We start from the raw sequence: 17,652 nt of genomic DNA, 5'->3' as shown, positions 1-17,652 counted from the left end.
ATGTGGAAATGGTTACACCCTTACGCGGATCCAGAACGTGCATATCAGCTCGCTGGGAAATTACTGCCTTGGTTTGCGGCCCTAGCGATTGGCATGTTAGCCACCGGAACCCTGTGGGGACTGTTATTTGCACCGAGTGATTATCAGCAAGGCGATAGCTATCGCATCATCTTTATTCATGTGCCAGCCGCGTCTATGTCGATGGCTGCTTATATGGCCATGGCTACCGCCTCTTTTGTTGGTCTAGTATGGCAAATTAAAGCCGCCGACTGGGCTGCTGCCGCTATCGCGCCTATCGGCGCTGTTATCACCTTTATTGCATTAGTGACAGGCGCCACTTGGGGTAAACCTATGTGGGGCGCATGGTGGGTATGGGATGCACGCCTGACATCTGAATTAGTATTATTATTCTTATACTTAGGCGTAATAGCTTTATACTCATCTTTTGAGGATAAAGTACTCGCGGCGCGCGCTGCCGGCATTCTTGCTATTGTCGGGGTGATCAATATTCCAATTATTAAGTATTCGGTGGATTGGTGGAGCTCGCTGCATCAGCCATCAACCATTAGAATTACAGAAAAATCAGCCATGCCGACTGATATGCTGTATCCACTTTTAATCAATATTTTAGGTTTCGCCCTTATGATAGGTGCGCTGACTATTGTCCGCTTCCGTGCTGAAGTACTGGCACGTAACGGTATGCGTCCATGGGTACGCCAATTAGCGCTGGCACAAGGATCTAAATAATGGAATTTAATTCATTCAGTGAATTTCTGAACATGGGTGGTTACGGCTTCTACGTGTGGTTAGCCTATGGTGTGAGCTTTGGTTCGTTATTAATTTTGACCATAGCAAGTGTTGGCCGCAAGAAACGAGTCCTGACTGAAATAGCGAAGAAGCTCGAACGCGAAGAACGACTTAAACAGAATCGGAGCAATAAACAGTGAATCCAAGACGTAAAAAGAGATTCGTATTAGCCGTTGGATTAATTGCTGGCGTTGCTGCAATTGCATCCTTGTTATTGTATGCCTTAAATTCAAACCTGAATTTATTCTATACACCAACCGAGATTACCCAAGGCAAGAAAGATACCGGCGTTAAACCTGAACCAGGCCAACGGATCCGCGTTGGTGGCATGGTTACTGTTGGATCGTTAGTTCGCGATCCTGAAAGTCTACACATTGAGTTTGCAGTGCATGATGCTGCCGGTGGCGAAATCATAGTGACTTATGACGATCTGCTGCCAGATCTATTCCGTGAAGGCCAAGGTATTGTTGCCCAAGGCGTATTAACTGACGACTATAAACTGCAAGCTTCTGAAGTATTGGCCAAGCATGATGAAAACTACATGCCACCAGAAGTCGCTGAAGCCATGGGTAAGACCCATGAAAAACTCGACTATAATGATGAACAAGTGAAATCAGTACAATAATACCAAGATGCCGCAACTCAGTTTGCGGCATTTTTTTAACTGCAATAACGCGCTTAAGTATACCGACATTCAAACAATAACAAGTTTAGTGGCGTCAATGGATTAGATGCTCGCACATAATCATGCCCCAGTGATTAGCGCCTCAAGCTCATAAGTCGTAAGTCATAAGTCATAAGTCATAAGTCATAAGTCATAAGTCATCTAGCGTATGGCAAACTTCCTTAGACTCCCCTTAAATAGCCTAAAAACCACCCTTCATTGCCATATCCCAACAAAATACTGATTCCCATGTAATACCGCTGATGGTTTACAGGTCTCAAACGCCCACAATCACTGCCTACCAACGTTAAGATCATTGTTACCATTGCCATTATGAAGGGTGTCAACGACCGGTAGAGCATGCTTACAGACTCGATTAATCCGAAGTAAAAATGCTGGACTCTAATTGAGATAGAAAACACAAGGCGGTGAAACTGATCGCCAAATTAAGTTGACCACTACAAGAGTGATTAACTATGAGCTTGACTGTTAAAGATAAATCTTAGGGAATAGCTAGTTTACCTCCGAATTAAACTCATTAATTTGACATATATAAACGCCACCCTGACGCCCACAGAGCCAGATACAGGCTTAAAAATAAATTGTGTAATCGAGATGCGTTTGAAGTGGAACTTTCCCGTAGTAGGGTGTGAGAGCTTTCTGAAGTGGCTTATCAGGGATAGTCATACCCATAGTGTTTTTCAGCAATAGAAAGAGACTGCCAATAAAGAATAACCAGAAGTAGAGTCAAACTTAATGCAGGGAAACAGCACAGTGTAAATAAGGGGAGAAAGCTGGATAGTTTAATTCAGCTAGAGAATGGAGCTAGAACGAAGATAATACGAAGACAATACTTAGAATTCAAGAGATTTAAGATAATAAAAAACCGGACACTAGGCCCGGTTTTTTCATACAACCTGATTATTACTCAGCAGCTTCAACTTCAACAGCTTGAGCAGCTTCAGGACGACCAACGAGCTCGATGTAAGCCATAGGGGCTTTATCACCGGCACGCAGACCGCACTTCAGGATGCGGGTATAGCCACCAGGACGTTCCTGGTAACGTGGACCCAATTCATTGAACAATTTACCTACAACTTCAGAGTCGCGGGTACGAGCAAATGCCAGACGACGATTTGCAACGCTGTCACTTTTAGAAAGTGTTATCAGAGGCTCAACTACGCGACGGAGCTCTTTCGCTTTCACTAAAGTCGTCTTGATAATCTCATGACGAACCAGTGATGAAGCCATGTTACGGAACATAGCTTGGCGGTGGCTGCTGTTGCGGTTAAGTTGACGACCACTCTTACGATGGCGCATGACCTAATCCTTATAACCTAAATCTGTACAAACCTGGGACTTATAGGTCGTCTGCTAAACTAGCTGGAGGCCAGTTTTCCAAACGCATACCTAACGACAGTCCGCGAGAAGCCAACACATCCTTGATCTCGGTAAGAGATTTCTTACCCAGGTTAGGAGTTTTGAGCAACTCAACTTCAGTACGCTGTACCAGATCACCGATGTAATGAATCGCTTCAGCCTTCAAACAGTTGGCTGAACGTACAGTTAGCTCTAAATCGTCGACAGGACGCAGCAAAATCGGATCAAACTCTGGCTTCTCTTCTTTCTGTTCTGGTTCAGAAACATCACGTAATTCTACAAACGCATCTAGCTGTTCAGCCAAAATTGTTGCAGAGCGACGGATAGCTTCTTCTGGGTCGATAGTACCATTAGTGGTCATATCAATTACCAGTTTATCCAGGTCAGTACGTTGTTCCACACGAGCTGACTCAACATTATAAGCAATGCGAGCAACTGGTGAGAAAGAAGCGTCTACCAACAGGCGACCAATCGGGCGATCGTCGTCTTCGGTTTGAGCACGGGCAGAAGCCGGTACATAACCGCGACCACGTTCAACACGAATACGCATGCTGATATCATTGTTACCGGTCAGATGACAGATAACATGATCTGGGTTCACGATAGAGACATCGCCGTCGTGGGTGATATCTGCTGCAGTAACAGGGCCTGCGCCGGACTTGCTCAATGTGAGCATAGCCTCGTCTTTACCCTCGATAGTCACTGCTAACCCTTTCAGGTTCAGCAAGATTTCAAGGATATCTTCTTGTACGCCTTCCTTGCTGCTATATTCATGCAGCACGCCGTCGATCTCGACTTCGGTAACTGCGCAGCCGGGCATAGACGACAATAGGATGCGACGCAACGCGTTTCCTAAAGTGTGACCAAAACCACGTTCAAGTGGCTCCAGAGTCACCTTGGCACGCGTTGGGTTAACCTGCTCGATATCAACGAGACGCGGTTTAAGAAATTCTGTAACAGAACCCTGCATTGTGTCCTCTCTTGTTTGTTAGCTTTACTTAGAGTAAAGCTCGACGATCAGCTGTTCGTTAATTTCCGCAGACAAGTCGCTACGTTCTGGCAGACGCTTGAAAGCACCTTCCATCTTAGCGGTATCTACTTCAACCCATGTAGGCTTTTCGCGTTGAGCTGCCACTTCTAAAGCCGCTTTAATACGAGCTTGAGTGCGTGACTTCTCACGAATGCTTACAACATCATTCGCAGACACTTTGAATGACGGAATATTAACAACACGACCGTTGACCATAATAGACTTATGGCTAACTAGCTGACGTGATTCAGCACGAGTCGCGCCAAAGCCCATACGATAAACTACGTTATCCAGGCGGCATTCTAAAAGTTGCAACAGGTTTTCACCAGTGTTGCCTTTTGCACGTGCTGCATCTTTGTAATAGTTACGGAACTGCTTTTCCAGCACACCATAAATACGACGAACTTTTTGTTTCTCGCGCAGCTGAGTACCGTACTCAGACAAACGTGGCTTACGAGCGCCATGTTGGCCTGGTGCAGCTTCAAGCTTACACTTCGAATCAATTGCTCTCACACCGCTTTTCAGGAAAAGGTCTGTACCTTCTCGGCGGCTGAGCTTGAGCTTAGGACCCAAGTATCTTGCCATGATCTTTCTCCAATATCCTAGCTAGACGTCGTTATACGCGACGCTTTTTAGGAGGACGACAACCGTTATGAGGGATAGGCGTCACATCGGTAATGTTGGTAATTTTATAACCAACAGCGTTCAGCGCACGAATGGCTGACTCACGACCTGGACCTGGACCCTTCACGAAAACTTCAAGGTTTTTAACACCATAATCCTGAGCAGCGGCACCTGCGCGCTCAGCAGCCACCTGCGCAGCAAATGGAGTAGATTTACGTGAACCACGGAAACCTGAACCACCTGACGTCGCCCATGACAATGCGTTACCCTGACGATCAGTGATAGTAACAATTGTATTGTTGAAAGACGCATGGATATGCGCCATACCATCCGCAACCTGTTTACGTACGCGCTTACGCGGAGAACGTGACGGAACTTTAGCCATTGTCTACCTTCCCGTTACTTCTTGATTGGTTTACGTGGACCTTTGCGTGTACGCGCATTGGTCTTAGTACGTTGCCCACGAAGAGGCAGGCTACGACGATGGCGGAGACCACGATAACAACCAAGGTCCATAAGACGTTTGATGTTCATGGAAATCTCACGACGCAAGTCACCTTCTACAGTGTATTTGGCGACTTCTTCGCGTAGAGTATCAATTTGAGCTTCGCTCAATTCCTTGATCTTAGCATCTTCGGCGATTGAAGTAGCTGCGCAGATTGCTCTAGCGCGAGTACGTCCAATACCAAAAATTGCAGTCAAAGCAATGACTGTATGCTTTTGATCAGGAATGTTAATGCCAGCTATACGGGCCACTATGCACTCCTTATAAGTTAAAGGCCATCTGTGAAAAGCCCGAAAGGATACTCAACAGATGACAGTTTTGCAATCAATTTTTAATCAGCCCTATCAAATAGGGCTGATTAAATGTTTTTAGCCTTGACGCTGTTTGTGTTTTGGTTCAACACAGATAACGCGAACAACGCCACTACGCTTGATGATCTTGCAGTTACGGCAGATCCTCTTCACGGAAGCACGAACTTTCATTTCAACACTCCGTAAGCTAACTTATCGACCAAAGCGATCTAAATTCGCTTTGTTGACCAGATTAGCCTTCTTCATCACAGACTCATATTGATGTGACATCATATGCGTCTGAACCTGAGCCATAAAGTCCATGATCACGACTACCATAATCAGTAGTGAAGTACCGCCAAAATAGAACTGTACTTTCCACGCAATTAACATGAACTCCGGAATTAAGCAGATAAAGGTAATATACAAGGCGCCCGCTAAGGTGAGTCGAGTCATTACTTTATCTATGTAACGCGAAGTCTGTTCGCCAGGACGGATCCCGGGGATGAACGCACCACTCTTCTTCAAGTTATCTGCTGTTTCGCGAGGGTTAAACACCAACGCAGTATAGAAGAAACAGAAAAAGATAATTGCTGCTGCATACAATAATGAGTACAGCGGTTGTCCAGGGGACACAGCCAGTGAAAAATCACTTAACCATGACATAGACGGATTCTGACCGAACCACTGAGCCAGGGTTCCAGGAAACAGAATAATGCTGGACGCAAAAATTGGTGGTATCACACCAGCCATATTCACTTTCAACGGTAAATGCGTTGATTGCGCGGCAAACACCTTACGGCCTTGCTGACGCTTGGCATAGTTAACAACAATACGTCGTTGACCACGCTCAACAAATACTACGAAGTAAGTAACGGCAAATACGATAACCGCAATCAGTAGCAATACTAATACGTTCAAGTCGCCTTGACGCGCCTGCTCGGCCGTTTGGCCAATAGCTGAAGGCAGTCCGGCTACGATACCTGCAAAAATCAGGATCGAAATACCATTCCCTATGCCCCGTTCGGTAATTTGCTCACCTAACCACATCAGGAACATAGTTCCAGTGACTAAGCTCACCACAGCAGTGAAATAGAATCCTACACCTGGGTTTACGACTAAACCCGGAACCAGATTCGGCAATCCTGTTGCAATACCGACCGACTGGAATGTACCCAGCACGAGTGTACCCCAACGAGTATACTGACTGATTTTCTTACGTCCTGACTCGCCTTCTTTTTTCAATTCAGCTAATGCAGGATGTACCACAGTCAATAATTGCATAATGATCGATGCCGAGATATACGGCATGATCCCTAGTGCAAAGATGGAAGCGCGCTCAAGGGCACCACCCGAGAACATGTTAAACATGCCCAGGATGGTTCCTTTTTGCTGAGTAAACAGCTCGGCTAATACAGCAGCGTCAATACCAGGAATCGGTACAAATGAACCCGCCCTAAAGACGATAATCGCACCAATCACGAACAGGAGACGACTTTTCAATTCTGAAAATCCGCCCTTCGCGCTTTTTAAATCAAGTCCTGGTTTTGCCATCGACGTATTATTCCTCGATCTTACCGCCAGCAGCTTCGATAGCTGCGCGAGCACCTTTAGTAACCCGCAGACCTTTAACAGTCACTGGGCGTTCAATGGTACCTGAAAGAACGATTTTCGCAAACAGGATGTTGCGAGTAATTACGTTCGCATCTTTTAATGCGTTCAGGTCGATAACATCACCGTTAACTTTTGCCAGTTCGAGTAAACGAACTTCAGCAGTTACCAAAGCGATACGTGAAGTAAAGCCGAACTTAGGTAAACGGATCTTCAGTGGCATTTGACCACCCTCGAATCCAGGACGTACACCGCCGCCAGAACGAGATTTTTGACCCTTGTGACCGCGACCAGCAGTCTTACCTAAGCCTGAACCAATACCACGACCTACACGCTTAGGTGCAGACTTAGAGCCTGCAGCTGGAGATAGAGTATTTAAACGCATCTATTAACCCTCCACCTTAACCATGTAGTAGACCTTGTTAATCATACCGCGAACAGCAGGAGTATCTTGCAGTTCAACAGTGTGACCAATACGACGTAGACCTAAACCAGTCAGGGTCGCTCTATGCTTTGGCAAACGACCAATAGCACTTTTAGTCTGAGTGACTTTTACAGTTTTAGTAGCCATGGTGCATTACCCCCGAATTTCATCAACATTCAGGCCACGCTTAGCTGCGATTTGCGCAGGTGACTTCATGTGCACCAGAGCATCTACAGTCGCGCGAACGATGTTGATCGGGTTAGTAGAACCGTATGCTTTTGACAGAACGTTATGAACGCCTGCTACTTCCAATACGGCACGCATCGCGCCACCGGCAATAATACCGGTACCTTTTGACGCCGGTTGCATGTAAACAAGTGAACCTGAGTGGCGACCTTTCACTGGGTGGTGAAGGGTACCTTTATTCAGTTCAACGGTTACCATGTTACGACGTGCTTTTTCCATTGCCTTTTGAATAGCAGCTGGAACTTCGCGCGCTTTACCATAGCCAAAGCCAACCTTACCATTGCCATCACCCACTACTGTCAGTGCGGTGAAGCTAAAGATACGGCCACCCTTAACTACTTTAGAAACACGATTAACTGCAATTAATTTCTCTTGCAGATCGTCTTTTTGCTGAGCTTCTAATTTAGCCATTGTTATAACCCCTTAGAACTGGAGGCCAGCTTCACGAGCAGCATCTGCCAGCGCAGCTACACGACCGTGATACTTGAAACCAGAACGATCGAAGGCAACAACAGTCACGCCTTTTTCGATCGCGCGTTCAGCAATAGCTTTACCTACTGCTTTAGCTGCGTCTACGTTGCCTGTAGATTTCAGAGCTTCTTTTACTGCTTTTTCAGCGGTAGAAGCTGCTGCAATTACTTGGGCATCGGCATTGATCACCTGAGCATAGATGTGACGTGGTGTACGATGTACAACCAGACGTGTCGCGCCTAGCTCTTGGATCTTCTTACGGGCGCGTAATGCGCGGCGTAAGCGAGATGTTTTCTTATCCATATCGCGTTACCTACTTCTTCTTAGCCTCTTTACGGCGAACGTTTTCGTCGTCATAACGAACACCTTTGCCTTTATAAGGCTCTGGTGGACGATAACCACGAATCTCAGCAGCAACTTGACCAACAACTTGCTTGTCAACACCACGAAGGATGATGTCAGTCTGAGTTGGACATTCTACTGTTACGCCAGCGGGCAGCTTGTGTACCAGAGGGTGTGAGAAACCTAAAGTCAGATCAAGATCAGCACCAACGATTTTCGCGCGGTAACCAACACCAACTAACTTCAACTTCTTCTCAAAACCTTGAGATACACCGATTACCATGTTGTTTAATAAAGCGCGTGCAGTACCAGCCTGTGCCCAAGCGTTAATAACGCCTTCAACAGGTTGAGACTTAATAACGCCTTCTTCAACAACAACAGCAACCGCGCTGTTGAAAACTCGAGTCAGAGAACCTTTACCACCTTTGATGGTAACTTCTTGACCGTTTACAGTCACCTCTACGCCAGCTGGGATAGTGACTGGTGCTTTTGCTACACGAGACATTCCTAGCTCCTTAAGCTACGTAGCAGATAACCTCACCACCCATGCCTACAAGGCGGGCGGCACGATCAGTCATCAGGCCTTGAGAAGTGGAAACGATTGCGACACCCAGTCCGCCCATCACTTTTGGTAACTCGTCTTTACCTTTGTAAATACGAAGACCAGGACGGCTTACACGCTGGATAGTCTCAACGACTGGCTGACCCTGGAAATACTTAAGAGTGATTTCCAGTTCAGGTTTGGCTTCACCTGCAACTGCGTAATCAGTGATATAACCTTCTTCTTTAAGCAGCTTTGCGATAGCAACTTTCAGCTTAGCAGAAGGCATCTTCACAGATACTTTGTTAGCAGCTTGGCCGTTACGGATACGGGTTAACATATCCGCAATAGGATCTTGCATGCTCATATTAGCTTACTCCGTGACAAGTATTACCAGCTGGCCTTACGCAGACCAGGAACTTCACCACGCATTGTTGCTTCGCGCAGCTTAATACGGCTTAAGCCGAATTTGCGCAAGAAGCCATGCGGGCGACCAGTTTGATTACAACGATTACGCTGACGCGCGGCGCTGGAATCACGTGGTAGAGCTTGCAGCTTAAGAACCGCATCCCAACGATCTTCTTCAGAAGTCTCTGGGCTGTTAATGATTTGCTTAAGTGCCGCGCGCTTTTCAGCGTACTTGGCCACGAGCTTTGCACGTTTGACTTCACGTGCTTTCATTGAAGTTTTTGCCATTACGCTACCCTTATTTTTTGAATGGGAAGTTAAAAGCGTCTAACAGAGCTCGACCTTCTTCATCAGTCTTCGCAGAGGTAGTGATAACAATATCCATACCGCGAATCTTATCGATTTTATCATAATCGATTTCTGGGAAGATGATTTGCTCACGCACACCCATAGCGTAGTTACCACGGCCGTCGAATGACTTAGCACTCAGACCGCGGAAATCACGAATACGTGGGATTGCGATGTCAACCAAACGCTCTAAAAATTCCCACATGCGCTCACCGCGCAGGGTTACTTTACAACCAATAGGGTAGCCTTCACGGATTTTAAAACCAGCAACTGACTTACGAGCAACAGTCACTACTGGCTTTTGGCCAGCGATTGCAGTCATGTCACGAACAGCAGCGTCCATAACTTTCTTATCTGCAACAGCTTCACCAACACCCATGTTCAGGGTGATTTTATCAATCCGAGGGACTTGCATGACACTGCTATAACCGAACTTTTTAGCCAGTTCAGCGATCACAGTCTCTTTATATTTATCATGCAGTTTCGCCATCGTTTACTCCAGTTACTTAACGAGTTCACCGTTCGATTTAAAGAAACGAACTTTTTTGCCGTCTTCAAATCGGAAACCAACACGATCAGCCTTGCCTGTGGCATGGTTGAAGATCGCAACATTTGATGATTGAAGAGGTGCTTCTTTCTCAACGATGCCACCAGTTACACCCAGTTGCGGGTTTGGCTTGGTGTGCTTCTTAACAAGATTGATACCTTCAACAATCACTTTACCAGTAGGAAGTACTTGGGAAACTTTTGCGCGTTTACCCTTGTCTTTGCCTGCCAGTATAATTACTTCGTCTTGACGACGGATTTTAGCTGCCATTTTGAAGCTCCTTTACAGTACTTCAGGTGCCAGCGATACGATTTTCATAAATTGCTCATTGCGCAATTCACGTGTCACTGGTCCAAAGATACGAGTACCAATCGGTGCAAGGTTTGCGTTAAGCAAAACTGCTGCATTCCGATCGAAGCGAATGACAGAACCATCTGGACGACGTACGCCTTTCTTAGTACGGACTACCACCGCGTTATACACATCACCTTTCTTCGCTTTAGCGCGAGGAATAGCTTCTTTAACAGAAACCTTAATGATGTCGCCGATACCGGCATAACGACGATGAGAGCCACCCAAGACCTTAATACACTGAACTCTGCGAGCGCCGCTGTTACACGCGACATCCAGAGTCGATTGCATTTGGATCATTTTAAGTGCTCCGCTATCGTTACTACACAAAATCCCGTTTATACGGGGTTATTTTCTCACCTCATTCTTGGCCAATATTGGTCAAAAATGGAGCGCAATTATAACACCATAAAATAGGCTTGGATAGTATTAAAAAACAAACGGCCCCAAAAAAGGGGCCGTTTCGCTAAAAAGACCTTACGCTACGTTAGGTCTAAAAACTACTTCAACCAGAGTCCAAGACTTAGTCTTAGACAGAGGACGACATTCACGGATAGTGACTACATCGCCTTCTTGACACTGATTTTGCTCGTCATGGGCATGAATCTTGGTAGTACGTTTGATGTACTTGCCATAGATTGGGTGCTTAACTTGACGTTCAATGGCAACAGTGATGGACTTGTCCATCTTATTGCTGGTCACACGACCTTGCAAAGTACGGATTGCCTGAGACATTATGCACCTGCCTTAGAAGTAATAATGGTCTTAACGCGCGCAATGTTACGACGCACTGTTTTCAGCTGGTGAGTTTGAGCCAGTTGACCAGTTGCGTGTTGCATGCGCAGGTTAAACTGCTCACGCAGCAGACCAAGTAATTCAGCGTTTAATTCTTCAACGCCCTTTTCTCTTAGTTCGCTCGCTTTCATTACATCACCGTCTTAGTTACGAAGGTAGTCTTGATTGGCAACTTGGCAGCGGCCAGTGCGAAAGCTTCGCGGGCCAACTCTTCAGATACGCCATTCATTTCGTAGAGTACCTTACCAGGTTGAATCTGACATACCCAGTATTCAACGTTACCTTTACCTTTACCCATACGCACTTCAAGAGGCTTAGAGGTAATTGGCTTGTCTGGGAAAACCCGAATCCAGATTTGTCCCTGACGCTTAATGTGACGTGTCATTGCACGACGCGCAGATTCGATCTGGCGAGCAGTTAAGCGGCCACGGCCGACTGCTTTCAGACCGAAAGTACCGAAGCTTACTTCAGTACCGTTCGCTAGACCACGGTTGCGGCCTTTGAACATCTTGCGAAACTTCATACGTTTAGGTTGCAGCATTGCTGGCTCTCCTACTTGTTACGAGGCTTGCGCTTAGGTTGCTGCTTCGGCTCTTCGATCTGAGGCAGCATACCGTCCAGAACTTCACCTTTGAAGATCCAAACTTTAATGCCAATCACACCGTATTGGGTGTGACTTTCTGCAGTAGAATAGTCGATGTCAGCACGCAGGGTATGCAAAGGTACACGACCTTCACGATACCACTCTGAACGCGCAATCTCAGCGCCGCCTAAACGGCCACTAACTTCTACTTTGATACCTTGGGCACCGATACGCATGGCGTTTTGTACTGCGCGCTTCATAGCACGACGGAACATTACGCGACGCTCTAGCTGCTGAGCAATAGAGTCAGCTACCAGTTTTGCGTCCATTTCAGGCTTACGGATCTCAGCGATGTTAATCTGAGCAGGGGTACCAGTCAGTTTTGCAACTTCGGCACGCAATACTTCAACATCTTCGCCTTTCTTACCAATCACAATACCTGGGCGGGCAGTGTGAATAGTAATGCGAATGCTTTTCGCTGGGCGTTCGATAACAATCTTAGATACTGATGCGGCTTTCAGTTTCTTTTCAAGAAACTTACGCACTTCCCAGTCGCTGTTCAGATTATTTGCATAGTCTGACTTATCTGCGTACCAGGTAGAGATCCAAGGCTTAGTGATACCCAGACGGATACCATTAGGATGTACTTTCTGTCCCATTGCTCTCTCCTAGCGATCTGATACAACCACAGTAATGTGGCTGGTACGCTTCATGATACGATCAGCACGACCTTTAGCACGAGGCATGATGCGCTTCATAGTTGGGCCTTCGTCTACGAAAACCTTGGCTATTTTCAGCTCGTCGATGTCTGCACCTTCGTTGTGCTCTGCGTTTGCAATAGCTGAGTCAACTACTTTCTTTACCAGTACGGCCGCTTTCTTAGGGCTGAAGGTCAAGATCTCAAGGGCCTTTGAAACAGGCAAACCGCGGATCTGATCAGCAACTAAGCGAGCTTTTTGCGCTGAAGTACGGGCAAAACGATGTTTAGCTAAAACTTCCATCTTATTCCTCCCGTATTAACGCTTCTTCGCTTTCTTATCTGCAGCATGGCCGCGATAAGTGCGAGTTGGTGAGAATTCACCCAGTTTATGGCCTATCATTTCGTCAGTTACGAAAACAGGTACGTGCTGACGACCATTATGGACAGCGATGGTCAAACCAATCATAGTTGGGATGATCATTGAGCGGCGAGACCAAGTTTTAATTGGCTTCTTGTCACCGGCTTCCATCGCTTTCTCTACCTTCTTCAGCAAGTGCAGGTCAATGAAAGGACCTTTCTTGAGAGAACGTGGCATGGCGAATCCTCTTATTACTTATTACGACGACGTACAATGTACTTGTCAGTGCGCTTATTACTACGAGTCTTATAACCCTTAGTAGGAACGCCCCATGGAGTCACTGGGTGACGACCACCTGAAGTACGACCTTCACCACCACCATGTGGGTGATCTACAGGGTTCATTGCAACACCACGCACTGTTGGGCGAATGCCTCTCCAGCGCTTAGCACCTGCTTTACCTAACTGGCGCAGCATGTGTTCGGCGTTACCAACTTCACCTAAAGTCGCGCGGCAATCTACTGGAACTTTACGCATTTCGCCAGAGCGAAGACGCAGAGTTGCATAGGCACCATCACGAGCTACAACTTGTACATAAGCACCTGCAGAACGTGCGATCTGAGCGCCTTTACCAGGCTTCATTTCAACAGCGTGTACTACAGAACCCACTGGAATGTTACGCAGTGGCAGTGCATTACCTACTTTGATGTCAGCATCAACACCAGACTTGATCAGGTCACCAGCTTTCATGCCTTTAGCGGCAAGAACATAGCGACGCTCACCGTCAGCGTACAGAACCAGCGCGATGTTCGCGGTACGGTTCGGATCGTATTCCAGGCGTTCTACTTTGCCTTGAATACCATCTTTGTTACGCTTAAAGTCGATCAGACGATAATGTTGCTTATGACCACCGCCCACATGACGGACAGTGATACGACCGGTGTTGTTACGACCACCAGACTTAGATTTTTTCGCCAGCAGGCCAGCAAAAGGTTTACCCTTATGCAGGTCGGTGTTAACCACTTTTACAAGGTGGCGACGACCTGGAGAGGTTGGCTTACATTTAACAATTGCCATGATAATTCTCCCTTTGCTTACTCAGCGCCAACGAAATCAATATCAGCACCAGCAGCCAAGGTAACATAGGCTTTTTTCCAATCGCTGCGACGACCAACACGGCCACCGGTGCGCTTAGTTTTACCTTTGTTTACCAAAGTGCGAACTGAGTCAACTTCAACTTCGAATAGCTTTGCTACGGCAGCTTTAATCTCAGCCTTAGTGGCATCGATAGCTACACGGAAAACTACAGTGTTAGTTTTTTCGGCGTTCACTGTGCTCTTTTCAGAGATGTGCGGTGCCAGAATAACTTTCAGCAAACGTTCTTCGCGGATCATGCTAGCATCTCCTCGATTTGCTTCACAGCAGCAGCAGTCACAAGCACTTTGTTGAAAGCGATCAGACTTACAGGGTCGAGACCTGCAACATCACGAACGTCAACCTTGTACAGATTGCGAGCAGCTAAGAACAAGTTCTCATCAACTTCAGCAGTAACAATTAACACGTCTTCTAAATCCATGGCTGCCAGCTTTGCTTTCAGCTCTTTAGTTTTAGGAGCTTCTACAGAGAACTCTTCAACTACGATCAGACGGTCTTGACGTACCAATTCAGACAGAATGCTCATCAGAGCACCACGGTACATCTTCTTGTTAACTTTTTGGCTGTGATCTTGAGTTTTGGCAGCAAATGTTACGCCGCCTCCACGCCAAATTGGGCTTTTCACACTACCAGCACGAGCACGGCCCGTACCTTTCTGGCGCCAAGGCTTTTTGCCTGAGCCAGTTACTTCCGCGCGAGTCTTTTGAGCACGTGTGCCCTGACGCGCGTTTGCAGCGTATGCTACAACTACCTGATGAACCAGTGCTTCATTAAAGTCACGGCCGAAGGTAGTTTCGGAAACTTCAAGAGCGCGTTGCGCGTCTTTCAATACCAATTCCATTACTATCTCCTCAGACCTTAAGCTTTAACAGCAGGCTTGATAATCAAGTCGCCATTGGTAGCGCCAGGAACGGCACCTCTCACCAGTAGCAGGTTACGCTCAGCATCTACACGTACAACGTCTAGATTTTGAGTAGTGACTTGCTCGGCACCCATGTGGCCTGACATTTTCTTGCCTTTAAATACGCGACCTGGCGACTGGTTCTGACCGATAGAACCGTTCGCGCGGTGCGCCAAGGAGTTACCGTGAGTCATATCTTGAGTACGGAAGTTCCAACGCTTAACGCCGCCCTGGAAACCTTTACCTTTTGATTGACCGGTAACATCTACTTTCGCTACATCAGCGAAGATATCAACGTTCAGCTCAGCACCAACTTCAATGCCTTCGCCTTCACCGTCTGCCAGACGAACTTCCCACAAACCACGGCCGGCTTCAACGCCTGCCTTGGCAAAATGGCCAGCTTCTGGCTTAGTGATGCGATTGGCTTTTTTGGCACCTGTTGTAACTTGCAGTGCACGGTAACCGTCAGTTTCCAAAGTTTTCACTTGGGTAACACGGTTAGCGGCAACTTCAATTACGGTTACCGGGATTGAAACGCCATCTTCAGTGAAGATGCGAGTCATACCCACTTTACGACCAATAAGACCGATAGCCATCTCTCAAACCTCTTCTTTGGATCTCAATTAACCCAAGCTAATCTGAACATCTACACCAGCGGCAAGATCCAGACGCATCAGAGCGTCAACGGTCTTCTCGGTTGGCTCTACGATGTCAACCAGACGCTTGTGAGTACGCAGTTCGTACTGGTCACGTGCATCTTTATTAACGTGCGGAGAGATCAAAATGGTGTAACGCTCTTTACGCGTAGGTAGTGGAATAGGACCACGTACCTGGGCGCCAGTACGTTTAGCAGTTTCAACGATTTCCGCAGTAGACTGATCAATCAAACGATGATCGAATCCTTTTAAGCGGATACGGATTCTTTGGTTCTGCATTGACCAGAGCTCCTAAAATGGACACATAAAAAATCACCCTCTAGCCGTCTCAATGTAGAAAGGCAGAGCGAGATGATTTAACCGTTCGACTCCCAATCGGAGTCGCTGTTTATGATTAAGGCAATTGCTTAATCAATATATTCGCTTACTTTAAGTAAGTGAGGGGCACATTATACATGGCTACTTTTAAATAGCAACCCTACTGTGCGAATAATCAACATTAATGCTGTTTATTAAAGTGCGCGGATTATACGGTCTTTTTTTGATGAGTGCAATTATTTCGTGAATATCTGCTTTTTTGAACAATTAACCATATCCAAATCGTAGCCAATAAAAAAGGAGACCTAAGTCTCCTCTTTTTAGTGTCTAACTAAGTTCGCAATTAAGCGATGATCTTAGCAACAACACCAGCACCAACAGTACGGCCACCTTCACGGATAGCGAAGCGTAAACCTTCGTCCATCGCGATTGGGCAAATCAGAGTAACAACCATCTTGATGTTGTCGCCTGGCATTACCATTTCAACGCCTTCTGGCAGTTCGATAGTACCGGTTACGTCAGTTGTACGGAAGTAGAACTGTGGACGGTAGCCTTTGAAGAATGGAGTGTGACGTCCGCCTTCATCTTTAGACAGTACGTATACTTCTGATTCAAAAGTAGTGTGTGGGTTGATTGAGCCTGGCTTAGCCAGTACTTGACCACGTTCTACGTCATCACGCTTAGTACCACGTAACAGAACACCACAGTTCTCACCTGCACGACCTTCGTCCAGCAGCTTACGGAACATTTCTACGCCAGTACAAGTAGTCTTAGTAGTGTCACGAACACCAACGATTTCTACTTCGTCACCAACTTTAACGATACCGCGCTCTACACGACCAGTTACTACAGTACCACGGCCTGAAATAGAGAATACGTCTTCGATTGGCAGCAGGAATGGCTTATCGATGTCACGCTCTGGCTCTGGAATGTAAGAATCCAGGGCTTCTGCCAGTTCAATGATCTTAGCTTCCCACTCAGGCTCACCTTCCAGTGCTTTCAGAGCAGAACCCTGAATTACTGGTAAATCATCACCTGGGAAGTCATATTCAGACAGCAGTTCACGAACTTCCATCTCAACCAGTTCCAGCAGCTCTTCGTCATCTACCATGTCACACTTGTTCATGAATACGATGATGAAAGGTACACCTACCTGACGAGAAAGCAGGATGTGCTCACGAGTCTGTGGCATTGGACCATCAGTAGAAGCAACTACCAGGATAGCGCCGTCCATCTGAGCAGCACCAGTGATCATGTTCTTAACATAATCAGCGTGGCCTGGACAGTCTACGTGCGCATAGTGGCGTGAAGGAGTGTCATATTCGATGTGAGAGGTATTAATGGTAATACCGCGCTCACGCTCTTCTGGAGCGTTATCGATTTGTGCGAAGTCACGAGCTTCACCACCGTAGGTCTTAGCCAGTACGTGTGAAATAGCAGCGGTCAGAGTGGTTTTACCATGGTCAACGTGACCGATGGTGCCCACGTTAACGTGGGGTTTTTTACGTTCAAATTTAGCTTTAGCCACGATAAATTCCTTTCTTTTCAGAAATACCCGTCATTCGGGAGATAATCAGTCAAAATTGCAGGCCTGCCCC

General features: G+C 46.6%; 32 protein-coding genes. 3 read left to right on the top strand and 29 right to left on the bottom strand.

What is annotated here, in order from left to right; genetic code table 11:
* Genes ccmC through ccmE form a run of 3 tightly spaced genes read left to right on the top strand, consistent with a single transcriptional unit; the run spans nucleotide 1 to nucleotide 1,432 of the window.
* Nucleotides 1-747: a heme ABC transporter permease CcmC gene (ccmC, locus tag AC1HDP_RS13245; protein ID WP_479639089.1), complete on the top strand. Its 747-nt coding sequence runs from the start codon at nucleotides 1-3 to the stop codon at nucleotides 745-747.
* Nucleotides 747-947 (top strand): heme exporter protein CcmD, encoded by a 201-nt coding sequence (gene ccmD, locus AC1HDP_RS13240; RefSeq protein WP_140930219.1) that lies wholly within the window; start codon nucleotides 747-749, stop codon nucleotides 945-947. The genes ccmC and ccmD overlap by 1 nt, the downstream gene beginning before the upstream one ends.
* Nucleotides 944-1,432: a cytochrome c maturation protein CcmE gene (gene ccmE, locus AC1HDP_RS13235; protein ID WP_479639088.1), complete on the top strand. Its 489-nt coding sequence runs from the start codon at nucleotides 944-946 to the stop codon at nucleotides 1,430-1,432. Before ccmD ends, ccmE begins: the two co-directional genes overlap by 4 nt.
* A 963-nt stretch (nucleotides 1,433-2,395) precedes the next feature.
* Here the strand turns inward: ccmE and rplQ are convergent.
* The 29 genes from rplQ to tuf all read right to left on the bottom strand — a co-directional run bounded on the left by rplQ (nucleotide 2,396) and on the right by tuf (nucleotide 17,582).
* Nucleotides 2,396-2,791 carry a 50S ribosomal protein L17 gene (rplQ, locus tag AC1HDP_RS13230; RefSeq protein WP_140930217.1) on the bottom strand — a complete coding sequence of 132 codons (396 nt, stop codon included), beginning with the start codon at nucleotides 2,789-2,791 and terminating at the stop codon, nucleotides 2,396-2,398.
* A gap of 40 nt (nucleotides 2,792-2,831) precedes the next feature.
* A complete protein-coding gene (locus AC1HDP_RS13225) occupies nucleotides 2,832-3,821 on the bottom strand; it encodes a DNA-directed RNA polymerase subunit alpha (RefSeq protein WP_140930216.1) in 990 nt (329 codons plus the stop codon).
* 24 nt (nucleotides 3,822-3,845) lie between these two features.
* Nucleotides 3,846-4,466 (bottom strand): 30S ribosomal protein S4, encoded by a 621-nt coding sequence (gene rpsD / locus AC1HDP_RS13220; protein ID WP_140930215.1) that lies wholly within the window; start codon nucleotides 4,464-4,466, stop codon nucleotides 3,846-3,848.
* Nucleotides 4,467-4,497: 31 nt separating this feature from the next.
* The gene (gene rpsK, locus AC1HDP_RS13215) at nucleotides 4,498-4,890 is read right to left on the bottom strand and encodes a 30S ribosomal protein S11 (protein ID WP_140930214.1); all 393 of its coding nucleotides are present in this window, start codon (nucleotides 4,888-4,890) and stop codon (nucleotides 4,498-4,500) included.
* Between the two features lie 14 nt (nucleotides 4,891-4,904).
* A complete protein-coding gene (gene rpsM / locus AC1HDP_RS13210) occupies nucleotides 4,905-5,261 on the bottom strand; it encodes a 30S ribosomal protein S13 (RefSeq protein WP_140930213.1) in 357 nt (118 codons plus the stop codon).
* 117 nt (nucleotides 5,262-5,378) lie between these two features.
* Complete coding sequence (gene rpmJ / locus AC1HDP_RS13205) at nucleotides 5,379-5,492, bottom strand: 50S ribosomal protein L36 (protein WP_140930212.1); 114 nt, start codon at nucleotides 5,490-5,492, stop codon at nucleotides 5,379-5,381.
* 21 nt (nucleotides 5,493-5,513) lie between these two features.
* Nucleotides 5,514-6,854 carry a preprotein translocase subunit SecY gene (gene secY / locus AC1HDP_RS13200; RefSeq protein WP_479639087.1) on the bottom strand — a complete coding sequence of 447 codons (1,341 nt, stop codon included), beginning with the start codon at nucleotides 6,852-6,854 and terminating at the stop codon, nucleotides 5,514-5,516.
* A gap of 7 nt (nucleotides 6,855-6,861) precedes the next feature.
* Entirely contained in the window at nucleotides 6,862-7,296 is a 435-nt protein-coding gene (gene rplO / locus AC1HDP_RS13195; protein WP_140930210.1) for a 50S ribosomal protein L15, read from the bottom strand.
* A gap of 3 nt (nucleotides 7,297-7,299) precedes the next feature.
* Nucleotides 7,300-7,482 carry a 50S ribosomal protein L30 gene (rpmD, locus tag AC1HDP_RS13190; protein WP_479639086.1) on the bottom strand — a complete coding sequence of 61 codons (183 nt, stop codon included), beginning with the start codon at nucleotides 7,480-7,482 and terminating at the stop codon, nucleotides 7,300-7,302.
* 6 nt (nucleotides 7,483-7,488) lie between these two features.
* Nucleotides 7,489-7,992, bottom strand: coding sequence for a 30S ribosomal protein S5 (rpsE, locus tag AC1HDP_RS13185; RefSeq protein WP_140930208.1), 504 nt, complete (start codon nucleotides 7,990-7,992; stop codon nucleotides 7,489-7,491).
* Between the two features lie 12 nt (nucleotides 7,993-8,004).
* Nucleotides 8,005-8,355 carry a 50S ribosomal protein L18 gene (rplR, locus tag AC1HDP_RS13180; protein WP_140930207.1) on the bottom strand — a complete coding sequence of 117 codons (351 nt, stop codon included), beginning with the start codon at nucleotides 8,353-8,355 and terminating at the stop codon, nucleotides 8,005-8,007.
* Nucleotides 8,356-8,365: 10 nt separating this feature from the next.
* Nucleotides 8,366-8,899 (bottom strand): 50S ribosomal protein L6, encoded by a 534-nt coding sequence (rplF, locus tag AC1HDP_RS13175; RefSeq protein ID WP_479639085.1) that lies wholly within the window; start codon nucleotides 8,897-8,899, stop codon nucleotides 8,366-8,368.
* A gap of 10 nt (nucleotides 8,900-8,909) precedes the next feature.
* Nucleotides 8,910-9,302: a 30S ribosomal protein S8 gene (gene rpsH / locus AC1HDP_RS13170; RefSeq protein ID WP_140930205.1), complete on the bottom strand. Its 393-nt coding sequence runs from the start codon at nucleotides 9,300-9,302 to the stop codon at nucleotides 8,910-8,912.
* Nucleotides 9,303-9,325: 23 nt separating this feature from the next.
* Nucleotides 9,326-9,631 (bottom strand): 30S ribosomal protein S14, encoded by a 306-nt coding sequence (gene rpsN / locus AC1HDP_RS13165; protein ID WP_479639084.1) that lies wholly within the window; start codon nucleotides 9,629-9,631, stop codon nucleotides 9,326-9,328.
* A gap of 10 nt (nucleotides 9,632-9,641) precedes the next feature.
* Nucleotides 9,642-10,181 carry a 50S ribosomal protein L5 gene (gene rplE, locus AC1HDP_RS13160; RefSeq protein ID WP_140930203.1) on the bottom strand — a complete coding sequence of 180 codons (540 nt, stop codon included), beginning with the start codon at nucleotides 10,179-10,181 and terminating at the stop codon, nucleotides 9,642-9,644.
* 12 nt (nucleotides 10,182-10,193) lie between these two features.
* Nucleotides 10,194-10,508, bottom strand: coding sequence for a 50S ribosomal protein L24 (gene rplX / locus AC1HDP_RS13155; RefSeq protein WP_140930202.1), 315 nt, complete (start codon nucleotides 10,506-10,508; stop codon nucleotides 10,194-10,196).
* Nucleotides 10,509-10,520: 12 nt separating this feature from the next.
* Nucleotides 10,521-10,889: a 50S ribosomal protein L14 gene (gene rplN / locus AC1HDP_RS13150; RefSeq protein ID WP_140930201.1), complete on the bottom strand. Its 369-nt coding sequence runs from the start codon at nucleotides 10,887-10,889 to the stop codon at nucleotides 10,521-10,523.
* Between the two features lie 177 nt (nucleotides 10,890-11,066).
* The gene (gene rpsQ, locus AC1HDP_RS13145) at nucleotides 11,067-11,324 is read right to left on the bottom strand and encodes a 30S ribosomal protein S17 (RefSeq protein ID WP_140930200.1); all 258 of its coding nucleotides are present in this window, start codon (nucleotides 11,322-11,324) and stop codon (nucleotides 11,067-11,069) included.
* Entirely contained in the window at nucleotides 11,324-11,515 is a 192-nt protein-coding gene (gene rpmC / locus AC1HDP_RS13140; RefSeq protein WP_140930199.1) for a 50S ribosomal protein L29, read from the bottom strand. Before rpmC ends, rpsQ begins: the two co-directional genes overlap by 1 nt.
* Nucleotides 11,515-11,925, bottom strand: coding sequence for a 50S ribosomal protein L16 (gene rplP, locus AC1HDP_RS13135; RefSeq protein WP_039036042.1), 411 nt, complete (start codon nucleotides 11,923-11,925; stop codon nucleotides 11,515-11,517). The genes rpmC and rplP overlap by 1 nt, the downstream gene beginning before the upstream one ends.
* 11 nt (nucleotides 11,926-11,936) lie before the next feature.
* On the bottom strand, nucleotides 11,937-12,626 hold the full coding sequence (gene rpsC / locus AC1HDP_RS13130) for a 30S ribosomal protein S3 (RefSeq protein ID WP_140930198.1): 690 nt from the start codon (nucleotides 12,624-12,626) through the stop codon (nucleotides 11,937-11,939).
* Nucleotides 12,627-12,635: 9 nt separating this feature from the next.
* The gene (rplV, locus tag AC1HDP_RS13125; protein WP_140930197.1) at nucleotides 12,636-12,968 is read right to left on the bottom strand and encodes a 50S ribosomal protein L22; all 333 of its coding nucleotides are present in this window, start codon (nucleotides 12,966-12,968) and stop codon (nucleotides 12,636-12,638) included.
* Nucleotides 12,969-12,983: 15 nt separating this feature from the next.
* Nucleotides 12,984-13,262 (bottom strand): 30S ribosomal protein S19, encoded by a 279-nt coding sequence (gene rpsS, locus AC1HDP_RS13120; protein WP_140930196.1) that lies wholly within the window; start codon nucleotides 13,260-13,262, stop codon nucleotides 12,984-12,986.
* A 14-nt stretch (nucleotides 13,263-13,276) separates the two neighbouring features.
* Complete coding sequence (rplB, locus tag AC1HDP_RS13115; RefSeq protein ID WP_140930195.1) at nucleotides 13,277-14,101, bottom strand: 50S ribosomal protein L2; 825 nt, start codon at nucleotides 14,099-14,101, stop codon at nucleotides 13,277-13,279.
* A 17-nt stretch (nucleotides 14,102-14,118) separates the two neighbouring features.
* On the bottom strand, nucleotides 14,119-14,418 hold the full coding sequence (gene rplW / locus AC1HDP_RS13110; RefSeq protein WP_140930194.1) for a 50S ribosomal protein L23: 300 nt from the start codon (nucleotides 14,416-14,418) through the stop codon (nucleotides 14,119-14,121).
* Nucleotides 14,415-15,020, bottom strand: a complete 606-nt coding sequence (rplD, locus tag AC1HDP_RS13105) for a 50S ribosomal protein L4 (protein WP_140930193.1) — start codon at nucleotides 15,018-15,020, stop codon at nucleotides 14,415-14,417. The genes rplW and rplD overlap by 4 nt, the downstream gene beginning before the upstream one ends.
* 17 nt (nucleotides 15,021-15,037) lie before the next feature.
* Nucleotides 15,038-15,676 (bottom strand): 50S ribosomal protein L3, encoded by a 639-nt coding sequence (rplC, locus tag AC1HDP_RS13100; RefSeq protein ID WP_140930192.1) that lies wholly within the window; start codon nucleotides 15,674-15,676, stop codon nucleotides 15,038-15,040.
* Nucleotides 15,677-15,703: 27 nt separating this feature from the next.
* Nucleotides 15,704-16,015, bottom strand: coding sequence for a 30S ribosomal protein S10 (gene rpsJ / locus AC1HDP_RS13095; protein WP_006083601.1), 312 nt, complete (start codon nucleotides 16,013-16,015; stop codon nucleotides 15,704-15,706).
* A gap of 382 nt (nucleotides 16,016-16,397) precedes the next feature.
* A complete protein-coding gene (gene tuf / locus AC1HDP_RS13090) occupies nucleotides 16,398-17,582 on the bottom strand; it encodes an elongation factor Tu (protein ID WP_140930180.1) in 1,185 nt (394 codons plus the stop codon).
* Between the last annotated feature and the right edge of the window lie 70 nt (nucleotides 17,583-17,652).

Source organism: Shewanella sp. ISS20 (genome assembly GCF_056522965.1).
Note: the sequence above shows the minus strand (reverse complement) of the source record. Positions and strands in the feature narration are given on the sequence as shown.